A 20,187-nucleotide genomic window follows, 5' to 3' on the forward strand; every position below is an offset into this window, starting at 1 on the left:
GAATGCCAAACAACACAACAATAAAAAAGATCCGAGGTGTTGCATGACCGAGTTAGCCGAACCGCAGATTCCTGCCGCACCCGCCATGGTGCGGCTGCCCCTCTTGCAACTGATTCTGGTAGGCCTGCAACACGTCTTGCTGATGTACGGCGGCGCAGTCGCCGTGCCCCTGATCATTGGCCAGGCCGCCGGGCTCAGCCGTGAAGAAATCGCCTTTTTGATCAACGCCGACCTGCTGGTGGCCGGCATCGCCACCATGGTGCAGTCGTTCGGCATCGGTCCGGTGGGCATTCGCATGCCGGTGATGATGGGCGCCAGTTTCGCCGCCGTCGGCAGCATGGTCGCCATGGCCGGCATGCCCGGTATCGGTTTGCAGGGGATCTTCGGGGCGACCATCGCCGCCGGGTTCTTCGGCATGCTCATCGCGCCGTTCATGTCCAAGGTGGTGCGCTTCTTCCCTCCTCTGGTGACCGGCACGGTGATTACTGCCATTGGCCTGTCGCTGTTTCCGGTGGCCGTCAACTGGGCCGGTGGCGGCAGCGCGGCGGCCACGTTTGGGTCGCCGATCTACCTGGCCATTGCCGCCTTGGTGCTGGGCACCATCCTGCTGATCAACCGCTTTATGCGTGGCTTCTGGGTGAATATCTCGGTGCTGATCGGCATGGGCCTGGGCTACGTGCTGTGCGGCCTGCTCGGCATGGTCGACCTCAGCGGCCTGGCCCAAGCGCCGTGGGTGCAGGTGGTGACGCCGCTGCACTTCGGCATGCCCAAGTTCGAGTTGGCGCCGATCTTGTCGATGTGCCTGGTGGTGGTGATCATCTTTGTCGAGTCCACCGGGATGTTCCTGGCCCTGGGCAAGATCACCGGCCAGGACGTCACCCCGAAAATGCTGCGCCGTGGCTTGCTGTGTGATGCGGGCGCATCGTTCGTTGCCGGGTTCTTCAACACCTTCACCCACTCCTCCTTCGCCCAGAACATCGGCCTGGTGCAGATGACCGGCGTGCGTTGCCGATCGGTGACGATCATGGCTGGCGCGTTTCTGATCGTGCTCAGCCTGCTCCCCAAAGCCGCCTACCTGGTGGCATCGATTCCTCCAGCGGTGCTCGGCGGTGCAGCCATTGCCATGTTCGGCATGGTGGCGGCCACCGGCATCAAGATCCTCCAGGAAGCCGATATCGCCGACCGCCGCAACCAGTTGCTGGTCGCGGTCAGCATCGGCATGGGCCTGATCCCCGTGGTGCGCCCGGAGTTCTTCGCCCAACTGCCGCTGTGGATGAGCCCGATCACCCACAGCGGCATCGCCATGGCCACCCTCAGCGCGCTGTCGCTGAATGTGCTGTTCAACATCCTCGGTGGCGCTGAACGACCGGCAGTCGAGCACGCCCACACCTGACGCCTGCCCCATTGTCGCCCTGTGCGCGCTGTAACGGCGCACTTGAGCCCAGACGTGGGAGCCAGTATTCTCCGCGCCCGCTTGAATCGACGGTGTTTTCACCGCCTTGGCGCGGCTTTTGCTGTAGCTATAAAGCTGACCAATCAGACGAGTTTTTCAGCGAACCCAAAGGCGCCACACCAGAGCGCCCGCTTAGAAAAAACATAAAACTTTAACTCGGGAGCACCGAATGAAACCTATGTTCAAAGGCCTGATGCTGGCGGGATCCCTGCTGGCCGGCGGCCAAGCCGTGGCCGGTGATTTGTTGCAGTGGCAAAACAACAGCTTGACCTACCTGTGGGGCAAGAGCTTTACCGTCAACCCACAGATCCAACAGACCGTTACCTTCGAACATGCCGATGCGTGGAAGTACGGCGACAACTTCGTGTTTGTCGACCGCATCTTCTACAACGGCAAGGAAGACGGGAATGTGGGCCCAAGCACCTACTACGGCGAAATCAGCCCGCGCCTGTCGTTCGGCAAGATCTTTGACAAGGACCTGTCTTTCGGCCCGATCAAGGACGTATTGCTGGCCTTCACCTACGAGTTCGGCGAAGGCGACAACGAATCGTACCTGCTGGGCCCGGGCTTCGACCTGAACATCCCCGGCTTCGACTACTTCCAGCTGAACTTCTACCAGCGCCAGACCGAAGGCAATCGCGCCGGTGATGGCGTGTGGCAGATCACGCCGGTGTGGGCGTACACCCTTCCTGTCGGCAACTCTGACATCCTGATCGATGGGTTCATGGACTGGGTGGTGGACAACGACAAGAACGCCCGTGGCACTTACCACGCCAACCTGCACTTCAACCCACAGGTTAAATATGACCTGGGTAAAGCGCTGCATTGGGGCGACAAGCAGTTGTATGTGGGCTTTGAATACGACTACTGGAAGAACAAGTACGGGATCGAAGATTCGGGCGCGTTCAAGACTACCCAGGACACGGCGAGCTTTTTGGTCAAGTATCACTTCTAAGCGTTCGCTGGCCCCACTGTAGGAGCGAGCTTGCTCGCGAAGATCGTCAACGATAACGCGCGCACCCTGGATGAGCGCGGTGTCCTTGAGTTTTTCGCGAGCAAGCTCGCTCCTACAGGGGATCAGGCTAAACCGAGGAATCGGGTGATTTCCTCACGCTTAGCCAACGCATCCCGCCGCCCCAACTCGATCAGCTCGCTGCAATACCCCGCCTCGAACAGCAAATAACTCAACACCCCCGCGCCACTCGTCTTGGTCGCCCCCGGTCCGCGTAAAAACAAGCGCAGCGCCGCTGGCAACTCCTGGCGATGCCGCGCAGCAATTTCATCAATCGGTTGGCTTGGCGCAATCACCAGCACCTCCACCGCCGCCAGCCCGGGCGCGGCATGGCTGAACTGGTTCAAGCGCTCCAACAGCTCGATATCACTCTCCAGGCTGTCAATGAACGTGCTGTTGAGCATATGCCCGCCGATCTGCGCCAGGCTCGGTTCCTGGCCGGTGAAGGTGCGCTGCACCGCCGGTTCATTGCCACGGGGGTTGCCGCTGACGCCCACCACCAGCACACGGCTGGCCCCCAGGTGCAGCGCCGGGCTGATGGGCGCGGATTGCCGAACGGCGCCGTCGCCGAAATACTCCTGGTCGAGCTTGACCGGTGCAAACAGCAAGGGAATCGCCGAACTGGCCAGCAGGTGCTCAACACTCAGTTGCGTCGGCACGCCAATTCGTCGATGGCGCAACCACGCATCAATGGTGCCGCCGCCCTGATAGAAGGTGACGGCTTGCCCGGATTCATAACCAAACGCCGTGACGGCAACCGCCTGCAGGTGCTTCTGGCGGATGGCTTCGTCGATACCTTCCAGGTGCAGCTTGTCTTTGAGCAATGCTTTGAGCGGCGAACTGTTGAGCAACGCCACCGGCACTTGCGCGCCCAGCCCCAGCAAACTGTGAAAAAAGAAGCCGCTGGCCTGGCGAATCACCCCTGGCCAGTCGCTGCGTAACACCAGATGGCTGCGAAAGCCCTGCCAGAACGCGGTAAGGCGTTGGATGGCAGCGGTGAAATCCATGGCCCCGCTGGCCAGGCTCACCGCATTGATGGCGCCGGCCGAGGTGCCAACGATCACCGGGAACGGGTTGGGCGCCCCCGGCGGCAACAGCTCGGCAATTGCCGCCAATACCCCCACCTGATACGCCGCTCGCGCCCCGCCGCCGGAAAGAATCAAGCCTGTAACCGGTTCAGCTGGGCGCATCGCGTCACTCCATGTGGGGAAAGTCAGTCTTTGTGGCGAGGGAGCTTGCTCCCGCTGGACTGCGCAGCAGGCCCTATCTTCTCACGCCTGGCGCCGGGGCCGCTTCGCGCCCCAACGGGAGCAAGCTCCCTCGCCACAGGTGCGTACTTCTTATCGACGGCGTTTTTCGTACAGCTTGGGCTCACCCGGCGGCCGGCTCTTGAAGCGCCGATGGGTCCACAGGTACTGCTCAGGGCACTGGCGTACCGAGGCTTCTACCCACTGGTTGATGCGCAGGCAATCGGCTTCATCGCTTTCGCCAGGAAAGTCGGTCAGCGGCGGATGGATCACCAGGCGGTAACCGCTGCCATCGGCCAGGCGCTCCTGAGTGAACGGCACCACCAACGCCTTGCCCAGCTTGGCGAACTTGCTGGTGGCCGGCACGGTCGCAGCCTGGATGCCGAAAAGAGGCACGAAAATACTTTGCTTGGCGCCGTAGTCCTGGTCCGGCGCGTACCAGATAGCGCGGCCGGCGCGCAGCAGCTTGAGCATGCCGCGCACGTCTTCGCGTTCGATGGCCAGGGAATCAAGGTTGTGGCGCTCGCGGCCACGGCGCTGGATAAAGTCGAACAGCGGGTTGCCGTGTTCACGGTACATGCCATCGATGGTGTGCTTCTGCCCCAGCAGGGCGGCGCCGATTTCCAGGGTGGTGAAGTGCAGGGCCATGAGGATCACGCCCTTGCCATCCAATTGGGCCTGTTTGAGGTGTTCAAGCCCTTCGACATGGGCCAGGCGCGCCAAACGCTGGCGCGACCACCACCAGCTCATGGCCATTTCAAAGAAGGCGATGCCAGTGGAGGCAAAGTTTTCTTTTAGTAAATGTTTACGCTCTTTGGCGGATTTTTCCGGGAAACACAGCTCCAGATTTCGCGCAGCAATGCGGCGACGTTCGCCAGCCACACGGTACATTCCCGCACCCAGCACGCGGCCAATCACCAGCAGCGCGCGGTACGGCAGCTGTGTGACCAGCCACAGCAAGCCGAGTCCTAGCCATAACAGCCAAAAACGCGGGTGAAAAAATACAGCTCGAAAACGCGGGCGATCCATTACAGATTCCGGTAAAGACAAGGGCCGCGCATTCTACAACGGTTCGACTCGGCTTGCGGCCAGTGAGTGTTCTCGTTATAAGTCTCGACACTTTTCGTGACAAGCCGCTTTTGCCGACCATGAGCCAAACCGAACCGCTAGACCAAGATCCCGTGTTCCAGCTGAAAGGCAGCATGCTCGCCATCACCGTGCTGGAACTGGCCCGCAACGACCTCGACGCCCTGGACCGCCAACTGGCCGCCAAGGTCGCCCTGGCACCGAACTTCTTCAACAATGCCCCGCTGGTGCTGGCCTTGGACAAGCTGCCCGCTGGCCAAGGCGTCATCGACTTGCCCGGCCTGATGCGTGTGTGCCGCTCCCACGGCCTGCGCACCCTGGCGATTCGCGCCAGCCGGATCGAAGACATCGCCGCCGCCATAGCCATTGAACTGCCAGTACTGCCACCGTCCGGTGCGCGGGAGCGTCCTCTGGAACCATTGGTCGGCGAGGAGAAGAAAAAACCGGAAAAACCACCGGCACCGACGATCAAGCCTACAAAGATCATCACCTCCCCCGTACGGGGCGGGCAGCAGATTTACGCCGAAGGCAGCGACCTTGTGGTGATTTCCTCGGTCAGTCCCGGGGCGGAACTTCTCGCCGATGGCAACATCCATGTATACGGCCCGATGCGCGGCCGTGCCCTGGCCGGCATCAAGGGTGATACCAAGGCCCGGATTTTTTGCCAGCAATTGACCGCTGAGCTAGTGTCCATCGCAGGCAGGTATAAGGTTTCCGAAGATTTGCGCCGTGATCCGCTGTGGGGGGCCGGGGTGCAAGTCAGCCTGTCGGGCGATCTGTTGAACATCATCCGTCTTTAACGGATACTGCCGCATTTTCCAAGCATCTCTAAACTCTGATAGCACAGCGAAACCGGCAATACTTGTGTAGGAATAACTGGAAGTTGGCGTTTGCCTCGCGCAAACCACATCTTTTTCCTACAAAGGCTGTCCGCCTGCAGCGAGTTCCAAGAGATGTTTTTCAGGGACCGAAAAGTCCTTTTTCCTTAGGGGTGAAACACCTTGGCCAAGATTCTCGTGGTTACATCCGGCAAGGGTGGTGTGGGTAAGACCACCACCAGCGCCGCTATCGGTACCGGTCTCGCTCTGCGCGGCCACAAAACAGTCATCGTCGACTTCGACGTCGGTTTGCGTAACCTCGACCTGATCATGGGCTGCGAACGCCGCGTGGTGTACGACTTCGTCAACGTGGTAAACGGCGAAGCCAACCTGCAACAGGCCCTGATCAAGGACAAGCGCCTTGAGAACCTGTACGTGCTGGCCGCCAGCCAGACCCGCGACAAAGACGCGCTGACCAAAGAAGGCGTAGGCAAAGTCCTGGCTGAGCTCAAAGACACCTTCGAATACGTGGTGTGCGACTCCCCGGCCGGCATCGAAACCGGTGCTCACCTGGCGATGTACTTCGCCGACGAAGCCATCGTGGTGACCAACCCGGAAGTGTCATCGGTACGTGACTCGGACCGCATGCTGGGCCTGCTGGCCAGCAAATCCAAGCGCGCCGAAGAAGGCCAGGACCCGATCAAGGAGCACTTGCTGCTCACCCGCTACAACCCTGAGCGCGTCAGCAACGGCGAAATGCTGGGTGTTGAAGACGTAAAGGAAATCCTTGCAGTGACCCTGCTGGGCGTGATTCCAGAATCCCAGGCAGTCCTGAAAGCCTCCAACCAAGGTGTTCCGGTCATCCTTGACGACCAGAGCGACGCCGGCCAGGCGTACAGCGATGCGGTTGATCGCCTGCTGGGCAAGACCGTGGAACATCGCTTCCTCGATGTTAAGAAGAAGGGATTCTTCGAGCGTATCTTTGGAGGCAACTAAACAATGAAATTTCTCGACTTCTTTCGGGCCAACAAAAAGCCAAGTACCGCGTCGGTAGCGAAAGAGCGTCTACAGATCATCGTGGCGCACGAACGCGGCCAACGCAGCACGCCGGACTACTTGCCAGCCTTGCAGAAGGAACTGGTCGAGGTGATCCGCAAGTACGTCAATATCGGGAACGACGATGTACACGTCGCCCTGGAAAACGACGGCAGCTGCTCGATTCTGGAACTCAATATCACCCTGCCTGATCGTTAAGCGAACAGGCGGCCGTCACGGCGGCTCGCACACCTTGCGCCCTTTACGGGAACCGGGTGGGCGAGCCGCCGTTGGCGTTTGTTACGAGGCTGTTTAATGCCGTTGTCCAACATCCACATCCTCCATCAGGACGACGCTGTCCTGGTGGTGAACAAGCCGACCCTGCTGCTCTCGGTGCCTGGCCGCGCCGACGACAACAAGGACTGCCTGATCACCCGCCTGCAGGAAAACGGCTACCCCGAAGCCCGCATCGTCCATCGCCTGGACTGGGAAACCTCGGGGATCATCCTGCTGGCCCGCGATGCCGATACGCACCGCGAACTGTCCCGCCAGTTTCACGACCGCGAGACCGAAAAGGCCTACACCGCCCTGGCCTGGGGCCAACCGGAACTGGACAGCGGCAGTATCGACCTGCCCCTGCGCTACGACCCGCCGACCAAGCCCCGCCACGTGGTGGACCACGAGTTCGGCAAGCACGCGCTGACCTTCTGGAAAGTGCTCGAGCGCTGTGGCGACTGGTGCCGTGTGGAGTTGACGCCGATTACCGGGCGTTCGCACCAGTTGCGCGTGCATATGCTGTCTATCGGTCATCCGCTGTTGGGTGATGGGTTGTATGCCCATGAACAAGCCCTGGCTGCGTGGCCGCGCCTGTGCCTGCATGCGAGCATGCTCAGCTTCACCCACCCGCAAAGCGGCGAGCGCTTGCGCTTCGAGTGCCCAGCACCTTTCTAAAGCTGCAAATACAGTCAAATGTGGGAGGGGGCTTGCTCCCGATAGCGGAGTGTCAGTCGCCGAATAGGTTGATTGTCACACCGCCTTCGCGAGCAAGCCCGCTCCCACATTTGTTCTGTGCACTTTCCGCCACCGACGGTAAACTCCGCGCATTGCTGTCTGGAGCTATTTATGCGCGAAGCGTTGAATCAAGGCCTGATCGACTTCCTCAAGGCCTCCCCTACTCCTTTTCATGCCACTGCTGCCCTGGCCCAGCGCCTGGAAGCGGCCGGTTACCAGCGCCTCGACGAGCGCGAAACCTGGACCACCGAGGCCAACGGGCGCTATTACGTCACCCGTAACGACTCCTCGATCATCGCCTTCAAGCTCGGCCGCCACTCGCCACTGCAAGGCGGTATCCGCCTGGTCGGCGCCCACACCGACAGCCCGTGCCTGCGGGTCAAGCCTCAGCCTGAGCTGCAACGTCAGGGTTTCTGGCAGTTGGGGGTGGAAGTCTACGGCGGCGCACTGCTGGCGCCGTGGTTCGACCGCGACCTGTCCCTGGCCGGCCGCGTGACCTTCCGCCGCGACGGCAAGGTCGAAAGCCAGTTGATCGACTTCAAGTTGCCGATTGCCATCATCCCCAACCTGGCCATTCACTTGAACCGTGAGGCCAACCAGGGTTGGGCGATCAATGCCCAGACCGAACTGCCGCCGATCCTCGCCCAATTTGCCGGTGACGAGCGCGTGGACTTTCGCGCCGTGCTCACCGAGCAGTTGGCACGCGAACATGGCTTGAACGCCGACGTGGTGCTCGACTACGAGCTGAGCTTCTACGACACCCAAGGCGCTGCGGTCATCGGCCTCAATGGCGACTTCATCGCCGGCGCGCGCCTGGACAACCTGCTGTCCTGCTACGCCGGCCTACAAGCCTTGCTCACCAGCGAGACCGATGAAACCTGCGTGCTGGTCAGCACCGACCATGAAGAAGTCGGCTCGTGCTCCGCCTGCGGTGCCGATGGCCCGATGCTGGAACAGACCCTGCGCCGCCTGTTGCCAGAGGGTGATGAATTCGTACGCACCATTCAGAAATCACTGCTGGTATCGGCTGACAATGCCCACGGCATCCACCCGAACTACGCCGACAAGCACGACGCCAACCACGGCCCCAAGCTCAACGCCGGGCCAGTGATCAAGGTCAACAGCAACCAGCGCTACGCCACCAACAGCGAAACCGCCGGGTTCTTCCGTCACCTGTGTATGGCCGAAGAAGTACCGGTGCAAAGCTTCGTGGTGCGCAGCGACATGGGCTGCGGCTCCACCATCGGCCCGATCACTGCCAGCCATTTGGGCGTGCGCACCGTGGACATTGGTTTGCCGACGTTTGCGATGCATTCGATTCGGGAGCTGTGTGGTAGCCATGACCTGGCGCATTTGGTGAAGGTGTTGGGGGCGTTCTACGCGAGTCGCGACCTGCCCTGATCGAAAGGCTGGTTGCGGCCAAAATGTGGGAGCGGGCTTGCTCGCGAAAGCGGTGGGTCAGTCGATTAATCTGTTGACTGACACACCGCTTTCGCGAGCAAGCCCGCTCCCACATTTGGTTCTGCGTTAACCTGACTCATATCACTCCCACTTCCAAAAATCCGGCCTAGACTTGTCACTATTCCCACTCCGACAAGGCCGTCGCACCATGATCTCCATGTCCTCCTTCCACGCCATGCTTATCCCTATTCTGATCGGCATGATCCTGCTGGCTGTGGGCTTCAACTTCCGTGACAAACCCCTCGGTGTGTTTGGCATGTGGATCGGCATGCTGTTGATCCTGGGCACTGTGGTATACAAAATCCTCGCCAAACTGGCCGAATGACCCTTGCCCTCGTACACTCGGTCAACCCGTCGTTTTCAAGGTTGACCGCCTAGTGCTCTCCCGTCTGTTTGCCCTGCCCTGCTACCTGCTGATCGCCCTGCTGACCTTGCTGCCGCTCGCGCCTGCCCACGCCGTAGGCTTGCCCAGCCTGCTCGGCAGCGGCAACAAGGCCCAACCCCAAGCCGAAGTGCCGCTGGGGCAGTCGCTGGACGAGGTGATCAAGACCCTGGAGAACGACCAGCAGCGCACCCAACTGCTGAGCGACCTGAAAAAGCTGCGCGCCGCCACGCAAAAAGCCCAACCCGCCGCCGAGGAAGGCGTTCTGGGTTTGATCGGCGGCACCCTGGCCAGCCTGGAAGCACAATTTACTGGGGATGACAGCCCGCTGGGGCGCTGGTCCAACGAGATCGATCAGGCCAAGGATGAATTCAACGCACTGATGCTGCCGGCCAACGAATGGCTGCCGATCATTTTTGGTTTTGCCCTGATCCTTGCGGTGTGGAGCCTGCTGGCCTACGCGCTGATCTGGCTCAGCCACCGCGTACGCGAACGTTTCGGCCTGCCCGAAGAACTGCCGCAACACCCACGTACCTGGGACATGGTGCGCTTCGCCCTGCGCAAACTGGGTCCGTGGCTGATCGCCCTGGTGATCACCGTGTACCTGAGCTACGCGCTGCCCTCATCCCTGGGCAAATCCCTGGCGATGGTGCTGGCCTACGCGCTGGTGGTCGGCACCTGTTTCTCGGCGATCTGCGTGATCGCCTTTTCCCTGCTCGATGGCCCCCACCGTCACCGGGCGCTTTACATCCTGCGCCATCAGGCTTTCCGCCCGTTGTGGTGGATCGGCAGTTTTGCCGCCTTTGGCGAAGCCTTGAGTGACCCACGCCTGGTCCAAGCCCTGGGCCAGCATTTGTCCCATACCGCTGCGACCGTCGCCAATGTGATGGCTGCGCTGTCCACCGGTGTGTTTATCCTGCGTTTTCGTCGGCCCATCGCCCACCTGATCCGCAACCAGCCGCTGTCGCGTCGTCTGACTCGCCGCGCCCTGAGCGACACCATCGAAATCATTGGCTCCTTCTGGTACATCCCGGCGTTGCTGCTGGTGGGCATCTCGCTGTTTGCCACGTTTGTTTCTGCTGGCGACACCAGTACCGCGTTGCGCCAATCGCTGTTGTGCACGGTGTTGTTGGTGTTGTGCATGGTGATCAACGGCCTCGTGCGCCGGCACGCTCTCAAGCCGCAGCGTGGGCACAAGCGCCACGCGCTGTACTCGGAGCGATTGAAGAGCTTCGTCTACACCCTGGCACATCTGGTGGTATGGCTAGTGTTTATCGAGCTCGGCCTGCGGGTGTGGGGCTTGTCGCTGATTCGCTTTACCGAAGGCGATGGCCACGAAGTCAGCGTCAAGCTGTTCGGCCTGGCCGGCACATTGCTGTTTGCCTGGCTGATCTGGATCCTCAGCGACACCGCGATCCACCACGCCCTGACTCGATCGCGCAAAGGCCTGGCCAATGCGCGCGCACAGACCATGATGCCGCTGATCCGCAACGTGCTGTTCGTGACCATTTTTATCATCGCGGCCATCGTGGCCCTGGCCAACATGGGCATGAACGTCACGCCGTTGCTGGCCGGTGCTGGTGTAATCGGCCTGGCCATCGGCTTTGGCGCGCAGTCGCTGGTGGCGGACTTGATCACCGGCCTGTTCATCATTATCGAGGACTCCCTGGCTATTGATGACTACGTGGATGTGGGCGGCCACTTGGGCACCGTCGAGGGCCTGACCATCCGCACCGTGCGCCTGCGGGACATCGACGGCATCGTGCACACCATCCCGTTCAGCGAGATCAAGAGCATCAAGAACTACTCGCGGGAGTTTGGCTACGCGATCTTCCGCGTGGCGATCCCGTACAACATGGAGATCGACGACGCGATCAAGCTGATGCGTGATGTCGGCCAGAAAATGCGCAACGATCCGCTACAGCGCCGCAATATCTGGTCGCCGCTGGAGATTCAGGGGGTAGAGAGTTTTGAGTCAGGCAGCGCGATCCTGCGGGCCCGTTTCAAGACGGCGCCGATCAAGCAGTGGGAAGTGTCACGGGCGTTCAACCTGTCGTTGAAGCGGCATCTGGATGAGGCGGGGTTGGATCTGGCTACGCCGCGTTTGAGTGTGCAGGTGGTGACGGCGGGTTCGGGCGGATTAGACAAAGAGAAGAATACCTAGAAGGCACCACCGTCCCAATGTGGGAGCGGGCTTGTGTGGGAGCGGGCTTGCTCGCGAAGGCGGTGTGTCAGTTTGCATAGATTTGACTGACACACTGCCTTCGCGAGCAAGCCCGCTCCCACATTTTGATCGGCGTTGTTTACGCGATCGCAGCGCTGTCCATCTTCTGGCGCAGGCTCAACGGACGCATGTCGGTCCACACCTCTTCAATGTACGCCAGGCATTCCTTCTTCAGGCCGCTCTTGCCCACGGTGCGCCAGCCTTCCGGCACGGCCTTGTAGTCTGGCCAGATGGAATACTGCTCTTCATGGTTGACCACTACCTGAAACAGGATGTCGTCGCGGTCGAATACTGAGGTCATTGCTGTTCTCCATCGCTAAAAAGTCGGCTGCGCGATACGCGCAGCGCTGATATCTGTAGAAACGTACCAAGGCGTGAAAAAATTAGAGGCTGGCGACCGCGGCCGCCAGGGCACGTCCGAAGATCTCGGCCACGCGGTCGACTTCGGCGCCGGTGATCACCAGCGGTGGCAGGAAACGCACCACACTGCCATGCCGGCCGCCCAGCTCCAGGATCAGGCCGCGCTTGAGGCATTCACGCTGCACCAGCGGCGCCAATTGACGATGCACCGGTGGGTGGCCCTGGATGTCTGGCGTGCCGTTCGGGTCCACCAATTCGACGCCCAGCATCAGCCCACGACCACGGATATCCCCCAGTTGCGGGAAGTCGCGTTGCAGGATGCGCAGGTGTTCGCCGAGGCGCTCGCCCATGGCCGCCGCGTGGCCGGCCAGGTCATGCTCCTTGAGGTAGCGCATCACCGCCGAACCCGCTGCCATTGCCATCTGGTTGCCACGGAAGGTGCCGGCATGGGCGCCCGGCAACCAGGTGTCGAGCCAGTCGCGGTACACCATCACCGCCAGCGGCAGGCTGCCGCCGATGGCCTTGGACATCACCACCACATCCGGAATGATGCCGGCGTGCTCAAAGGCAAACATCTTGCCGGTGCGCCCGAAACCGCTCTGGATCTCATCGACGATCAGCGCCACGCCAGCCTGCTCGGTGATGCGACGCAGGCCGCGTAGCCAGTCAAGATCCGCTGGAATCACCCCGCCCTCGCCCTGCACCACCTCAACAATCACCGCTGCGGGCAACGCCACGCCGGCTTCCGGGTCATTGAGCAGGTTTTCCAGGTAATGCAGGTTGACCCGCACACCTTCTGCGCCGCCCAGGCCAAACGGGCAACGGTAGTCGTAGGGGAATGGCAAGAATTGCACGCCGCTGCTGAGCAAGGCGCCCAAGGGTTTCTTCGGCCCCAGGCTGCCCATCAGGCTCAGGGCACCCTGGCTCATGCCGTGGTAACCGCCCTGGAACGACAACACGGTGCTGCGGCCCGTGGCGGTGCGCACCAGCTTCAAGGCGGCTTCCACCGCATCGGTGCCGGTGGGGCCGCAGAACTGGATCTTGGCTTCCCGTGCGAATTCGGCCGGCAGCAGGCCGAACAGGTCCTGGACGAACTGGTCCTTGACCGGGGTGGTCAGGTCCAGCGTGTGCAACGGTAATTCGTCGGCCAGCACTTGCTGGATCGCCTCGATCACCGCCGGGTGGTTGTGCCCCAACGCCAGGGTGCCGGCGCCGGCCAGGCAGTCGATAAAGGTGCGGCCTTCGACGTCTTCGACATAGATGCCCTTGGCGCGCTTGAGCGCCAGGGGGATCCGCCGAGGGTAGCTGCGGGCGTTGGACTCCTGCTGGCGCTGGCGGGCCAGCAGCGGGGTTTCTTCGAACTGGTAGAGCGTTTCGTGAAGCTGGGTGTCTTCGATATGGCTGATAGCGACGGACATTACTCGATCCCTCATCTGATTCCTGTTCTGGAAACGCACCAGCACGGGAAGGATTTAGGGACGATGGTCGCTAACTGATGGATATGAGCCAACCACTGTAGGAGCGAGCTTGCTCGCGAAAAACTCCAAGGCACCGCGTTTATCCAGATTCCACGCGTTATCGTTGACGTTTTTCGCGAGCAAGCTCGCTCCTACAGGTTGATCACCTTACTTAAAGACCACGGTATTTTTCATTCAGGGCGTACAAAATCGCGCAGGTTTCTGCATCCAGGAACCCGCAATAATCCCTGGGCCGGAAGTGCATCTGAAAGGCCCGGGTCCTGAGTTCAAACGCCTGGCGATTTTGCGCCGGTTTGTACCCATAGCGCTGAAACGCGCGCTCCACCTCGACCTCCGGCGGCAACCCAACGCAAAACCTGCGCTGGTACATCGCCCGCGTCGGCTCGTCAAACCAGGCCCCCACGCCCGCTGCATGCAGGCACCGCCACGGCAACCGTGGCCCCGGGTCGCTCTTGCGCCAGTACGCCACGTCCGAATGCCCGAGGATGTCCGTAGGACCGATCTGCGGATAGCGCCCGAGTATGTCGCGAAGCAGCGCGGTCAGCACCCGGATCTGTTCTTCGCCATACGCCGGAAAGCTGAACACGCCAGCGTCATCCCGCGCCAGGTTGACGATCTCAATGCCAATCGCGCGGCTGTTGAGGTTATCGCCCCCAGCCCAGTGGCTGACCCCGGCATGCCAGGCGCGCTTGCCCTCGTCCACCAGGCGAAAGGCGCGCAGTTCGTCATAACCGGCGGCGCGGTAGCCGGGTTCATCGGGGTCGGGAAGCAAATAGTGCGCGCTGACCCCGTCCTGGGTCAGGGTGCGCAGGGAGGAGGCAAAGGGTGCCGCGGTGTAATGCAGGACCACCTGCCGCACCGTTTCACCATTTCGTTCGTTGAAGCCCCGGGCAGGAAAACTGGTATCGATGACCAACATAAGAACCGTCCTTTTCAATTCAGGCCGAGTCTTTCGGCCCGTTCAAGCGCAAAAAAATTACCGTCATCCTGAAGGCTTGAACTTGAGGAGGGCGGTAACTATTTGTGGGTGCTTGAGAGAAAGACAATCAGTGTCGCAGTGGCATACCCAGGTCTACGCGCAAGCCATCGGCCTGGCTGTCGAAGGTCAGCGAGCAGGAACAGCGCTGGACAATCGCTTGTACGATGGCCAACCCCAGGCCACAGCCTTCGCTGCTGCCGTTGCGCCAGAAGCGTTGGGTCAGGTATTGCAGGTCCTCGGCAGATATCTGTTGGCCATGGTCACGCACGCGAAACACCACCTGTTTGTCGGCGGTCAAGACATGAAGCTGCACGCGGGTGTCCGCCGGGGTGTGGCGCAGGGCGTTATCCAACAGGTTACGCAACGCCGCAACGGCCAGGCCCACCGGCATTTCCACCGGGGTGTCGCTGAGGTTGTCCGGCAGGATCAGGTCGATGCGTTGGTTGTCACCGGCATTGGCATCTTCGATGGCCAACCGTGCAACGTCCTCGGCACTGCACTGCACGCCATCGTCGAACGACAGGCTGCCCTCGACACGCGCCAGCAACAGCAATTGCTCCAAGGTACGGTGCAGGCGATCGGCGCCCTCCTCGGCATGGGCCAGGGACTGGTCGCGGGCGGCGCCGTCGGTCATGCGTGCCACTTGCAGGTGGGTCTTGATCGCCGTCAACGGGCTGCGTAGCTCATGGGCGGCGTCGCCGGTGAGGCGGCGCTCACGCTCGATGGTTTTGGCGATGCGTTGCAACAGTTGGTTTTGGGTGTCCAGCAGTGGCTTGAGTTCGCTGGGCAGCGGGTGGATCTGCAACGGTTCCAGGGAGTCGGCGCTGCGCCGCATCAGCGCGTCACGCATACGGTTGAGGGGCAGCAGGCTCTGGCCGATGCCCAGCCACAGCAGGCACAGGCAGCCCAGCATGGCCACGCCCACCGGCACCGAGGCCGCCAGCAGGATCGACAGGTTCAACGCCTCACGCTCAACCTGGCGGTCGGCGGTGGTGATCAGCAGGTCGCCACGGGACAGGGTAAAGCTGCGCCAACCGACACCGTCTATGACCTGATCATGAAAGCCGCTCCTGCGCGACTCCAGGCCCTCGTCCGGCGTGGCATGGCTGCGCGCCAGGATTTCGCCACGCAAGGAGCTGACCTGGCACGCCATGCCGCCCGGTACATTCAGTTGGGCAGAGTGAAAGTGCGTGCTACTGCTTACGCTGGCCAGGCCCGGCATCTGCTCAGTGAGCCCCGCCACCATGCGTGCGGAGGCCACCAGGCGTTGGTCGAGGGAAAACATCATCTGGTTGCGCAAGTCGTTGAGCATCCAGGCCGCCGCCAGGGCCCAGATCAACACAAACGCGGCGCCCAGCTTGAATGTGAGGCGCAGGCGCAGGCTTTTCACGAGACGTCTTCTCCACCATCCGCCGGGCCCAGGCGGTAGCCAAGGCCGCGCACAGTCTCGACGATGCCATTGCCCAATTTGCGCCGCAGGTGGTGGATGTGCACGTTCAACGCATTGCTTTCCAGCTCATCGTTGAAGCCGTAGACGCTGTCCTTGAGTTGCTCACTGGACAGCACGCGGCCCTTGTTGTGCAGCAGTGCTTGCAGCAGGGCCTGTTCGCGGCGGGACAGGTCCACCGGCTCGCCACCCAAAAAGGTTTCGCGGCTACTCGGGTCGTACGCCAGGCGGCCATGTTCGATCAGGTTGACACTGCGCCCCGCCACGCGCCGCAGCAGGGTTTGCAGGCGGGCGGCAAGTTCGCGCAAGTCGAAGGGCTTGAGCAGGTAGTCATCGGCGCCGGCTTGCAGGCCGTCGACGCGGTTGGTCACCGAGTCCCGGGCAGTGAGGATCAGCACCGGAATCTCCAGGCCCTGGCTGCGCTGTTGTTGCAGCAGCTTGAGGCCGTCCTCATCCGGCAAGCCCAAATCCAGCACCATGATGTCGAACGTGGCAGCCTTGAGCATGGCCCGCGCTGCCGACGCCGAGCCTACGCGCTCCACGGTAAACCCCTGGGCGGTGAGGCCAGCCACGATGCCGCTGGCGATCAGTTCGTCGTCTTCACAGACCAGTACGTGCATGCTGAACCCTTCATGAAAGATGGGGGGATTAAACGGCCAATGGATTAAGCGCAGATTATGCCGCTAAACGCGCCACACTCCCTCTAGAATAGCCCCGGTTAATCATCGGTTAATCAACGCCACACATTGTGTGCCTCACTTGCATCGAACTAAGGCTTGACCATGCGGCATCTTTTTACCTTTCTGCTGGTGTTGTTCGCGGGATTCGCCCAGGCGTCACCGGGCAACCCGTTTGAAACAAAACCTGACTTCCTCCCGGTGGGCAAGGCCTTCACCTTTACCTCCGAGCGCCTGGAAAGCGGCGAGACCCAGCTGTATTGGCAGATTGCCGATGGTTATTACCTGTACAAGCAGCGTATGAAGTTCGACGGGCTCGCCGAACAGCCGACGCTCCCCCAGGGCGAAGCCCATAGCGATGAGTTCTTCGGCGAGCAAGAGGTGTATCGCCAGGGGCTGGAGGTGAAGATCCCCGCCGGCGTCACCGGCCAAGTCAAACTCGGCTGGCAAGGCTGCGCCGATGCAGGCCTGTGCTACCCGCCGCAGTCGATGACCGTGGACCTGGGTGGCAACCCGGCTGTCGCGGCCACCGCTCAAGCCCAGGACCAAAGCCTGGCCAGCGGCCTGCAACAACGCAGTCTGGGCTGGAGCCTGCTGGTGTTCTTCGGCCTGGGCCTGTTGCTGGCGTTTGCACCGTGTTCGTTGCCGATGTTGCCGATCCTGGCTGGCCTGGTAGTCGGCAGTGGCGCCAGCCCGCGTCGCGGTTTTGCCTTGGCCAGCAGCTATGTGGTGTGCATGGCGCTGGTGTACGCCGTGCTGGGTGTGTTGGCCGCGCTGGCCGGCAGCAACCTTGCCGCGCTGCTGCAGACTCCGTGGATCCTTGGCAGCTTCGCCGCGCTGTTCATGATCCTCGCCCTGCCGATGTTTGGCTTCTTTGAACTGCAATTGCCTGCCTTCCTGCGTGACCGCCTGGACAACGCCAGCCGCCTGCAAAGCGGCGGCAGCCTGGTAGGTGCCGGGATCCTCGGCGCCCTCTCCGGCCTGCTGGTGGGCCCGTGCATGACCGCGCCCCTGGCCGGCGCCCTGCTGTATATCGCCCAAAGCGGCAATGCGCTGCATGGCGGCCTGATCCTGTTCGCCATGGGTATTGGTATCGGCATCCCGTTGCTGTTGCTGGTCACCGTAGGCAATCGCTTCCTGCCCAAGCCCGGCACCTGGATGAACGTGCTCAAGGGCATCTTTGGCTTCCTGTTCCTGGGCACCGCCGTGCTGATGATTCGCCCGGTGGTCGATGCCAGCCTGTGGATCGGCCTGTGGGGCGCATTGGCCCTAGTCATGGCGTACTGCGGCTGGACGCTCGCCCGTGAATACGGCTTGGTCGCCAAGGTGTTCGGGGCCGGCGCCTTGTTGCTGGGCCTGTGGGGCGCAGTGCTGGTGGTGGGCGCAGCGGGCGGCAGCGATGACCTGTGGCAACCGTTGAAGGTCTACAGCGGCTCGCGGATTGCCGCCGGGCCCAGCGCTCACGACGCCTTCATGACCATCAGCGATCCCGCCGTGCTGCAAAGCCAGCTCGACAGCGCCAAGGCCCAGGGCCAGTGGGTGCTGGTGGACTATTACGCCGACTGGTGCGTCTCGTGCAAGATCATGGAAAAACAAGTATTCGGCAAACCCGAAGTGATGGACGCCCTCAAAGGCGTGCGCCTGCTGCGCCTGGACGTCACCGCCGATAACGCCGCCAGCCGTGAGCTGCTCGGCCGCTACAAGGTGCCAGGGCCACCGAGTTTCGTGTGGATCGGCCCGGACGGTGAAGAACGCCGTGCCCAACGCATCACCGGCGAAATGGACGCCACCGCCTTCCTGCAACGCTGGACGCAAACCCGAGACGCGCTCTGATGCTGACACTCACCATCGGCACCTTCGCCATCGCCCTGAATCACATCCTGCTGATCAGCGCGCTGATTCTCGCCACCCTGGTGGGCTGGCGCGTGGCCAAGCGTGGCGGTGAAAACCCCGAATCGGTGCTGTTCAGCCTGTTCTTGCTGGGCATGCTGGCGGCGCGCATCAGCTTTGTGCTGATGTACTGGAGCGAATACCGCAACGACTGGCTGCAGATGGTCGACCTGCGCGACGGCGGTTTCCTGGCCTGGCCCGGCGTGATCGTGCTGGTGCTCGGTGCGCTGGCCTACGGCTGGCGCCGCCCGGCCCTGCGCAAACCACTGAGTGCTGGGGTGCTCACCGGCCTGGTGTTCTGGGGCATGACCAGCCTGGCGCTGAACCTGTATGACAGGGGCACGCAGCTACCGGATATCACCCTGCGCAACGCCAACGGCGACGTGGTGCAACTGGCCGATTACAAAGGTGGCCCGCTGGTGGTCAACTTGTGGGCCACCTGGTGCCCGCCGTGCCGGCGCGAGATGCCGGTGCTGGAACGCGCACAACACCAACGCCCTGACGTGACGTTCCTGTTCGTCAACCAGGCCGAAAGCATGCAGAGCGTCAGCACCTTCCTGGCCACCCAGGGCCTGACCCTGGACAACATGCTGTTCGACGGCAGCGGCCGTCTCGGCCAGGCCGTGGGCTCCATGGCCCTGCCTACTACATTGTTCTATAGCGCTGACGGCCGGCTGATCAACAGCCACCTGGGCGAGTTGTCCCAGGCCAGCCTGGCCCGCGCCCTGGAACCCTTCGACACTGCGACACAAAGGAAACCCACATGCCAAGCCTCCGCCACCTGCTGACCTTGCTGCCACTGACGCTTGCAGCCACCCTAGCCCATGCCGAAGACTGGCCGGCACCGATCAAACAGATCGAGGCCAAGGGCGCCAAGATCCTCGGCAAGTTCGATGCCCCCAGCGGCCTCACCGGCTACGCCGCGCAATACCAGAACCGTGGCATGGCGCTGTACCTGACCGCCGACGGCAAAAGCGTGCTCGCCGGCAACCTGTACGACGCCCAAGGCAACGACCTGAGCAGCGCGCCCCTGGAAAAACTGGTGTACGCGCCGATGGCCAAGGAAGTCTGGGCCAAGATGGAAAAAAGCAGCTGGATCCAGGACGGCGACAAAAACGCGCCACGCATCGTCTACCTGTTCAGCGACCCCAATTGCCCTTACTGCAACATGTTCTGGGAACAGGCCCGCCCGTGGGTGAAGGCTGGCAAGGTGCAGTTGCGCCACATCATGGTCGGCATCATCCGCGAAGACAGCGCGGCCAAGTCCGCCGCGCTGTTCGCAGCCAAAGACCCGCAAAAAGCCCTGGAAGAACACGAAGCCGCCGGCAAGGGCAGCAAGTTGCAGGCACTGGCCAAGATCCCGGCGGATATCGAGGCCAAGCTCGATGCCAATATGAAGTTGATGGATGAACTGGAGTTGTCGGCGACGCCGGCGATTTTCTATCTGGATGACAAGGGTGGGTTGCAGCAACAGCAGGGGGCGCCGTCGCCGGATAAGCTGGCCAAGATCATGGGGCCTAAATAAGCGGCGCCTGGGCGGACGCTTTCGCGAGCAAGCCCGCTCCCACATTGGATTGGGTTCACACATTTCTATCTGTGAACACCGTCAAATGTGGGAGCGGGCTTG

At 61.8% G+C, this 20,187-nt stretch carries 19 protein-coding genes and 1 pseudogene; 12 read left to right on the plus strand and 8 right to left on the minus strand.

Features of this window, described 5'->3' with window-relative positions; all coding sequences use genetic code 11:
- Nucleotides 1-43 precede the first annotated feature (43 nt).
- Both ACLD1Y_RS26885 and ACLD1Y_RS26890 read left to right on the plus strand, forming a co-directional pair.
- Nucleotides 44-1,393 carry a nucleobase:cation symporter-2 family protein gene (locus ACLD1Y_RS26885; RefSeq protein WP_429480743.1) on the plus strand — a complete coding sequence of 450 codons (1,350 nt, stop codon included), beginning with the start codon at nt 44-46 and terminating at the stop codon, nt 1,391-1,393.
- A 229-nt stretch (nt 1,394-1,622) separates the two neighbouring features.
- The gene (locus tag ACLD1Y_RS26890; RefSeq protein ID WP_429480744.1) at nt 1,623-2,408 is read left to right on the plus strand and encodes an outer membrane protein OmpK; all 786 of its coding nucleotides are present in this window, start codon (nt 1,623-1,625) and stop codon (nt 2,406-2,408) included.
- A gap of 122 nt (nt 2,409-2,530) precedes the next feature.
- On the opposite strand, the gene ACLD1Y_RS26895 is transcribed toward ACLD1Y_RS26890, so the two are convergent.
- Together ACLD1Y_RS26895 and ACLD1Y_RS26900 are read right to left on the minus strand one after the other, a co-directional pair.
- Nucleotides 2,531-3,655 (minus strand): patatin-like phospholipase family protein, encoded by a 1,125-nt coding sequence (locus ACLD1Y_RS26895; protein WP_429480745.1) that lies wholly within the window; start codon nt 3,653-3,655, stop codon nt 2,531-2,533.
- Between the two features lie 150 nt (nt 3,656-3,805).
- Nucleotides 3,806-4,741 carry a lipid A biosynthesis lauroyl acyltransferase gene (locus ACLD1Y_RS26900; protein ID WP_429480746.1) on the minus strand — a complete coding sequence of 312 codons (936 nt, stop codon included), beginning with the start codon at nt 4,739-4,741 and terminating at the stop codon, nt 3,806-3,808.
- A 119-nt stretch (nt 4,742-4,860) separates the two neighbouring features.
- Between ACLD1Y_RS26900 and minC the strand changes: the two genes are divergently transcribed.
- The 7 genes from minC (at nt 4,861) to ACLD1Y_RS26935 (ending at nt 11,669) form a co-directional block, all read left to right on the plus strand.
- A complete protein-coding gene (gene minC / locus ACLD1Y_RS26905) occupies nt 4,861-5,598 on the plus strand; it encodes a septum site-determining protein MinC (RefSeq protein ID WP_429480747.1) in 738 nt (245 codons plus the stop codon).
- Between the two features lie 201 nt (nt 5,599-5,799).
- Nucleotides 5,800-6,612, plus strand: coding sequence for a septum site-determining protein MinD (minD, locus tag ACLD1Y_RS26910; RefSeq protein ID WP_153838076.1), 813 nt, complete (start codon nt 5,800-5,802; stop codon nt 6,610-6,612).
- Between the two features lie 3 nt (nt 6,613-6,615).
- Nucleotides 6,616-6,870: a cell division topological specificity factor MinE gene (minE, locus tag ACLD1Y_RS26915; RefSeq protein ID WP_003175252.1), complete on the plus strand. Its 255-nt coding sequence runs from the start codon at nt 6,616-6,618 to the stop codon at nt 6,868-6,870.
- 96 nt (nt 6,871-6,966) lie between these two features.
- On the plus strand, nt 6,967-7,602 hold the full coding sequence (locus ACLD1Y_RS26920; RefSeq protein WP_005789965.1) for an RluA family pseudouridine synthase: 636 nt from the start codon (nt 6,967-6,969) through the stop codon (nt 7,600-7,602).
- Nucleotides 7,603-7,773: 171 nt separating this feature from the next.
- Nucleotides 7,774-9,063, plus strand: coding sequence for a M18 family aminopeptidase (locus ACLD1Y_RS26925; RefSeq protein ID WP_429480748.1), 1,290 nt, complete (start codon nt 7,774-7,776; stop codon nt 9,061-9,063).
- Nucleotides 9,064-9,271: 208 nt separating this feature from the next.
- Nucleotides 9,272-9,448: a hypothetical protein gene (locus ACLD1Y_RS26930; RefSeq protein ID WP_406597629.1), complete on the plus strand. Its 177-nt coding sequence runs from the start codon at nt 9,272-9,274 to the stop codon at nt 9,446-9,448.
- Nucleotides 9,449-9,500: 52 nt separating this feature from the next.
- On the plus strand, nt 9,501-11,669 hold the full coding sequence (locus tag ACLD1Y_RS26935) for a mechanosensitive ion channel family protein (RefSeq protein ID WP_429480749.1): 2,169 nt from the start codon (nt 9,501-9,503) through the stop codon (nt 11,667-11,669).
- Nucleotides 11,670-11,808: 139 nt separating this feature from the next.
- Here the strand turns inward: ACLD1Y_RS26935 and ACLD1Y_RS26940 are convergent, their stop codons facing one another.
- The 6 genes and pseudogenes from ACLD1Y_RS26940 to ACLD1Y_RS26965 all read right to left on the minus strand — a co-directional run bounded on the left by ACLD1Y_RS26940 (nt 11,809) and on the right by ACLD1Y_RS26965 (nt 16,613).
- Nucleotides 11,809-12,030, minus strand: a complete 222-nt coding sequence (locus ACLD1Y_RS26940) for an MbtH family protein (RefSeq protein ID WP_058424653.1) — start codon at nt 12,028-12,030, stop codon at nt 11,809-11,811.
- An 82-nt stretch (nt 12,031-12,112) separates the two neighbouring features.
- Nucleotides 12,113-13,507: an aspartate aminotransferase family protein gene (locus ACLD1Y_RS26945; protein WP_429480750.1), complete on the minus strand. Its 1,395-nt coding sequence runs from the start codon at nt 13,505-13,507 to the stop codon at nt 12,113-12,115.
- A 93-nt stretch (nt 13,508-13,600) separates the two neighbouring features.
- Nucleotides 13,601-13,690 (minus strand): annotated as a pseudogene (locus ACLD1Y_RS26950) (outer membrane lipoprotein carrier protein LolA); the annotation flags it as partial.
- A 28-nt stretch (nt 13,691-13,718) separates the two neighbouring features.
- On the minus strand, nt 13,719-14,486 hold the full coding sequence (locus ACLD1Y_RS26955) for an N-acetylmuramoyl-L-alanine amidase (RefSeq protein WP_429480751.1): 768 nt from the start codon (nt 14,484-14,486) through the stop codon (nt 13,719-13,721).
- Between the two features lie 127 nt (nt 14,487-14,613).
- The gene (locus ACLD1Y_RS26960) at nt 14,614-15,936 is read right to left on the minus strand and encodes an ATP-binding protein (protein WP_429480752.1); all 1,323 of its coding nucleotides are present in this window, start codon (nt 15,934-15,936) and stop codon (nt 14,614-14,616) included.
- Nucleotides 15,933-16,613 carry a response regulator gene (locus ACLD1Y_RS26965; protein WP_429480753.1) on the minus strand — a complete coding sequence of 227 codons (681 nt, stop codon included), beginning with the start codon at nt 16,611-16,613 and terminating at the stop codon, nt 15,933-15,935. The genes ACLD1Y_RS26960 and ACLD1Y_RS26965 overlap by 4 nt, the downstream gene beginning before the upstream one ends.
- 162 nt (nt 16,614-16,775) lie before the next feature.
- On the opposite strand from ACLD1Y_RS26965, the gene dsbD reads away from it, so the two are divergent.
- From dsbD to dsbG, 3 genes are read left to right on the plus strand one after another with little or no spacing between them, the layout of a single operon-like run.
- On the plus strand, nt 16,776-18,503 hold the full coding sequence (gene dsbD, locus ACLD1Y_RS26970) for a protein-disulfide reductase DsbD (protein WP_429480754.1): 1,728 nt from the start codon (nt 16,776-16,778) through the stop codon (nt 18,501-18,503).
- On the plus strand, nt 18,503-19,348 hold the full coding sequence (locus tag ACLD1Y_RS26975; protein ID WP_429480755.1) for a prolipoprotein diacylglyceryl transferase family protein: 846 nt from the start codon (nt 18,503-18,505) through the stop codon (nt 19,346-19,348). The genes dsbD and ACLD1Y_RS26975 overlap by 1 nt, the downstream gene beginning before the upstream one ends.
- Nucleotides 19,324-20,085, plus strand: coding sequence for a thiol:disulfide interchange protein DsbG (dsbG, locus tag ACLD1Y_RS26980; RefSeq protein WP_429480756.1), 762 nt, complete (start codon nt 19,324-19,326; stop codon nt 20,083-20,085). The genes ACLD1Y_RS26975 and dsbG overlap by 25 nt, the downstream gene beginning before the upstream one ends.
- The last annotated feature ends 102 nt before the right edge of the window (nt 20,086-20,187 follow it).

This window comes from Pseudomonas sp. 18175 (genome assembly GCF_050432925.1).
GTDB lineage: Bacteria > Pseudomonadota > Gammaproteobacteria > Pseudomonadales > Pseudomonadaceae > Aquipseudomonas.

What these genes read in the sequence shown, in the direction of transcription:
- ACLD1Y_RS26940 (WP_058424653.1), bottom strand. Translation starts at nt 12,030, where the DNA reads ATGACCTCAGTATTCGACCGCGACGACATCCTGTTTCAGGTAGTGGTC.
- ACLD1Y_RS26965 (WP_429480753.1), bottom strand. Translation starts at nt 16,613, where the DNA reads ATGCACGTACTGGTCTGTGAAGACGACGAACTGATCGCCAGCGGCATC.
- ACLD1Y_RS26925 (WP_429480748.1), top strand. Translation starts at nt 7,774, where the DNA reads ATGCGCGAAGCGTTGAATCAAGGCCTGATCGACTTCCTCAAGGCCTCC.
- ACLD1Y_RS26885 (WP_429480743.1), top strand. Translation starts at nt 44, where the DNA reads ATGACCGAGTTAGCCGAACCGCAGATTCCTGCCGCACCCGCCATGGTG.
- ACLD1Y_RS26890 (WP_429480744.1), top strand. Translation starts at nt 1,623, where the DNA reads ATGAAACCTATGTTCAAAGGCCTGATGCTGGCGGGATCCCTGCTGGCC.
- ACLD1Y_RS26955 (WP_429480751.1), bottom strand. Translation starts at nt 14,486, where the DNA reads ATGTTGGTCATCGATACCAGTTTTCCTGCCCGGGGCTTCAACGAACGA.
- minC (WP_429480747.1), top strand. Translation starts at nt 4,861, where the DNA reads ATGAGCCAAACCGAACCGCTAGACCAAGATCCCGTGTTCCAGCTGAAA.
- dsbG (WP_429480756.1), top strand. Translation starts at nt 19,324, where the DNA reads ATGCCAAGCCTCCGCCACCTGCTGACCTTGCTGCCACTGACGCTTGCA.
- ACLD1Y_RS26930 (WP_406597629.1), top strand. Translation starts at nt 9,272, where the DNA reads ATGATCTCCATGTCCTCCTTCCACGCCATGCTTATCCCTATTCTGATC.
- ACLD1Y_RS26975 (WP_429480755.1), top strand. Translation starts at nt 18,503, where the DNA reads ATGCTGACACTCACCATCGGCACCTTCGCCATCGCCCTGAATCACATC.
- dsbD (WP_429480754.1), top strand. Translation starts at nt 16,776, where the DNA reads ATGCGGCATCTTTTTACCTTTCTGCTGGTGTTGTTCGCGGGATTCGCC.
- ACLD1Y_RS26920 (WP_005789965.1), top strand. Translation starts at nt 6,967, where the DNA reads ATGCCGTTGTCCAACATCCACATCCTCCATCAGGACGACGCTGTCCTG.
- ACLD1Y_RS26945 (WP_429480750.1), bottom strand. Translation starts at nt 13,507, where the DNA reads ATGTCCGTCGCTATCAGCCATATCGAAGACACCCAGCTTCACGAAACG.
- ACLD1Y_RS26895 (WP_429480745.1), bottom strand. Translation starts at nt 3,655, where the DNA reads ATGCGCCCAGCTGAACCGGTTACAGGCTTGATTCTTTCCGGCGGCGGG.
- minE (WP_003175252.1), top strand. Translation starts at nt 6,616, where the DNA reads ATGAAATTTCTCGACTTCTTTCGGGCCAACAAAAAGCCAAGTACCGCG.
- ACLD1Y_RS26900 (WP_429480746.1), bottom strand. Translation starts at nt 4,741, where the DNA reads ATGGATCGCCCGCGTTTTCGAGCTGTATTTTTTCACCCGCGTTTTTGG.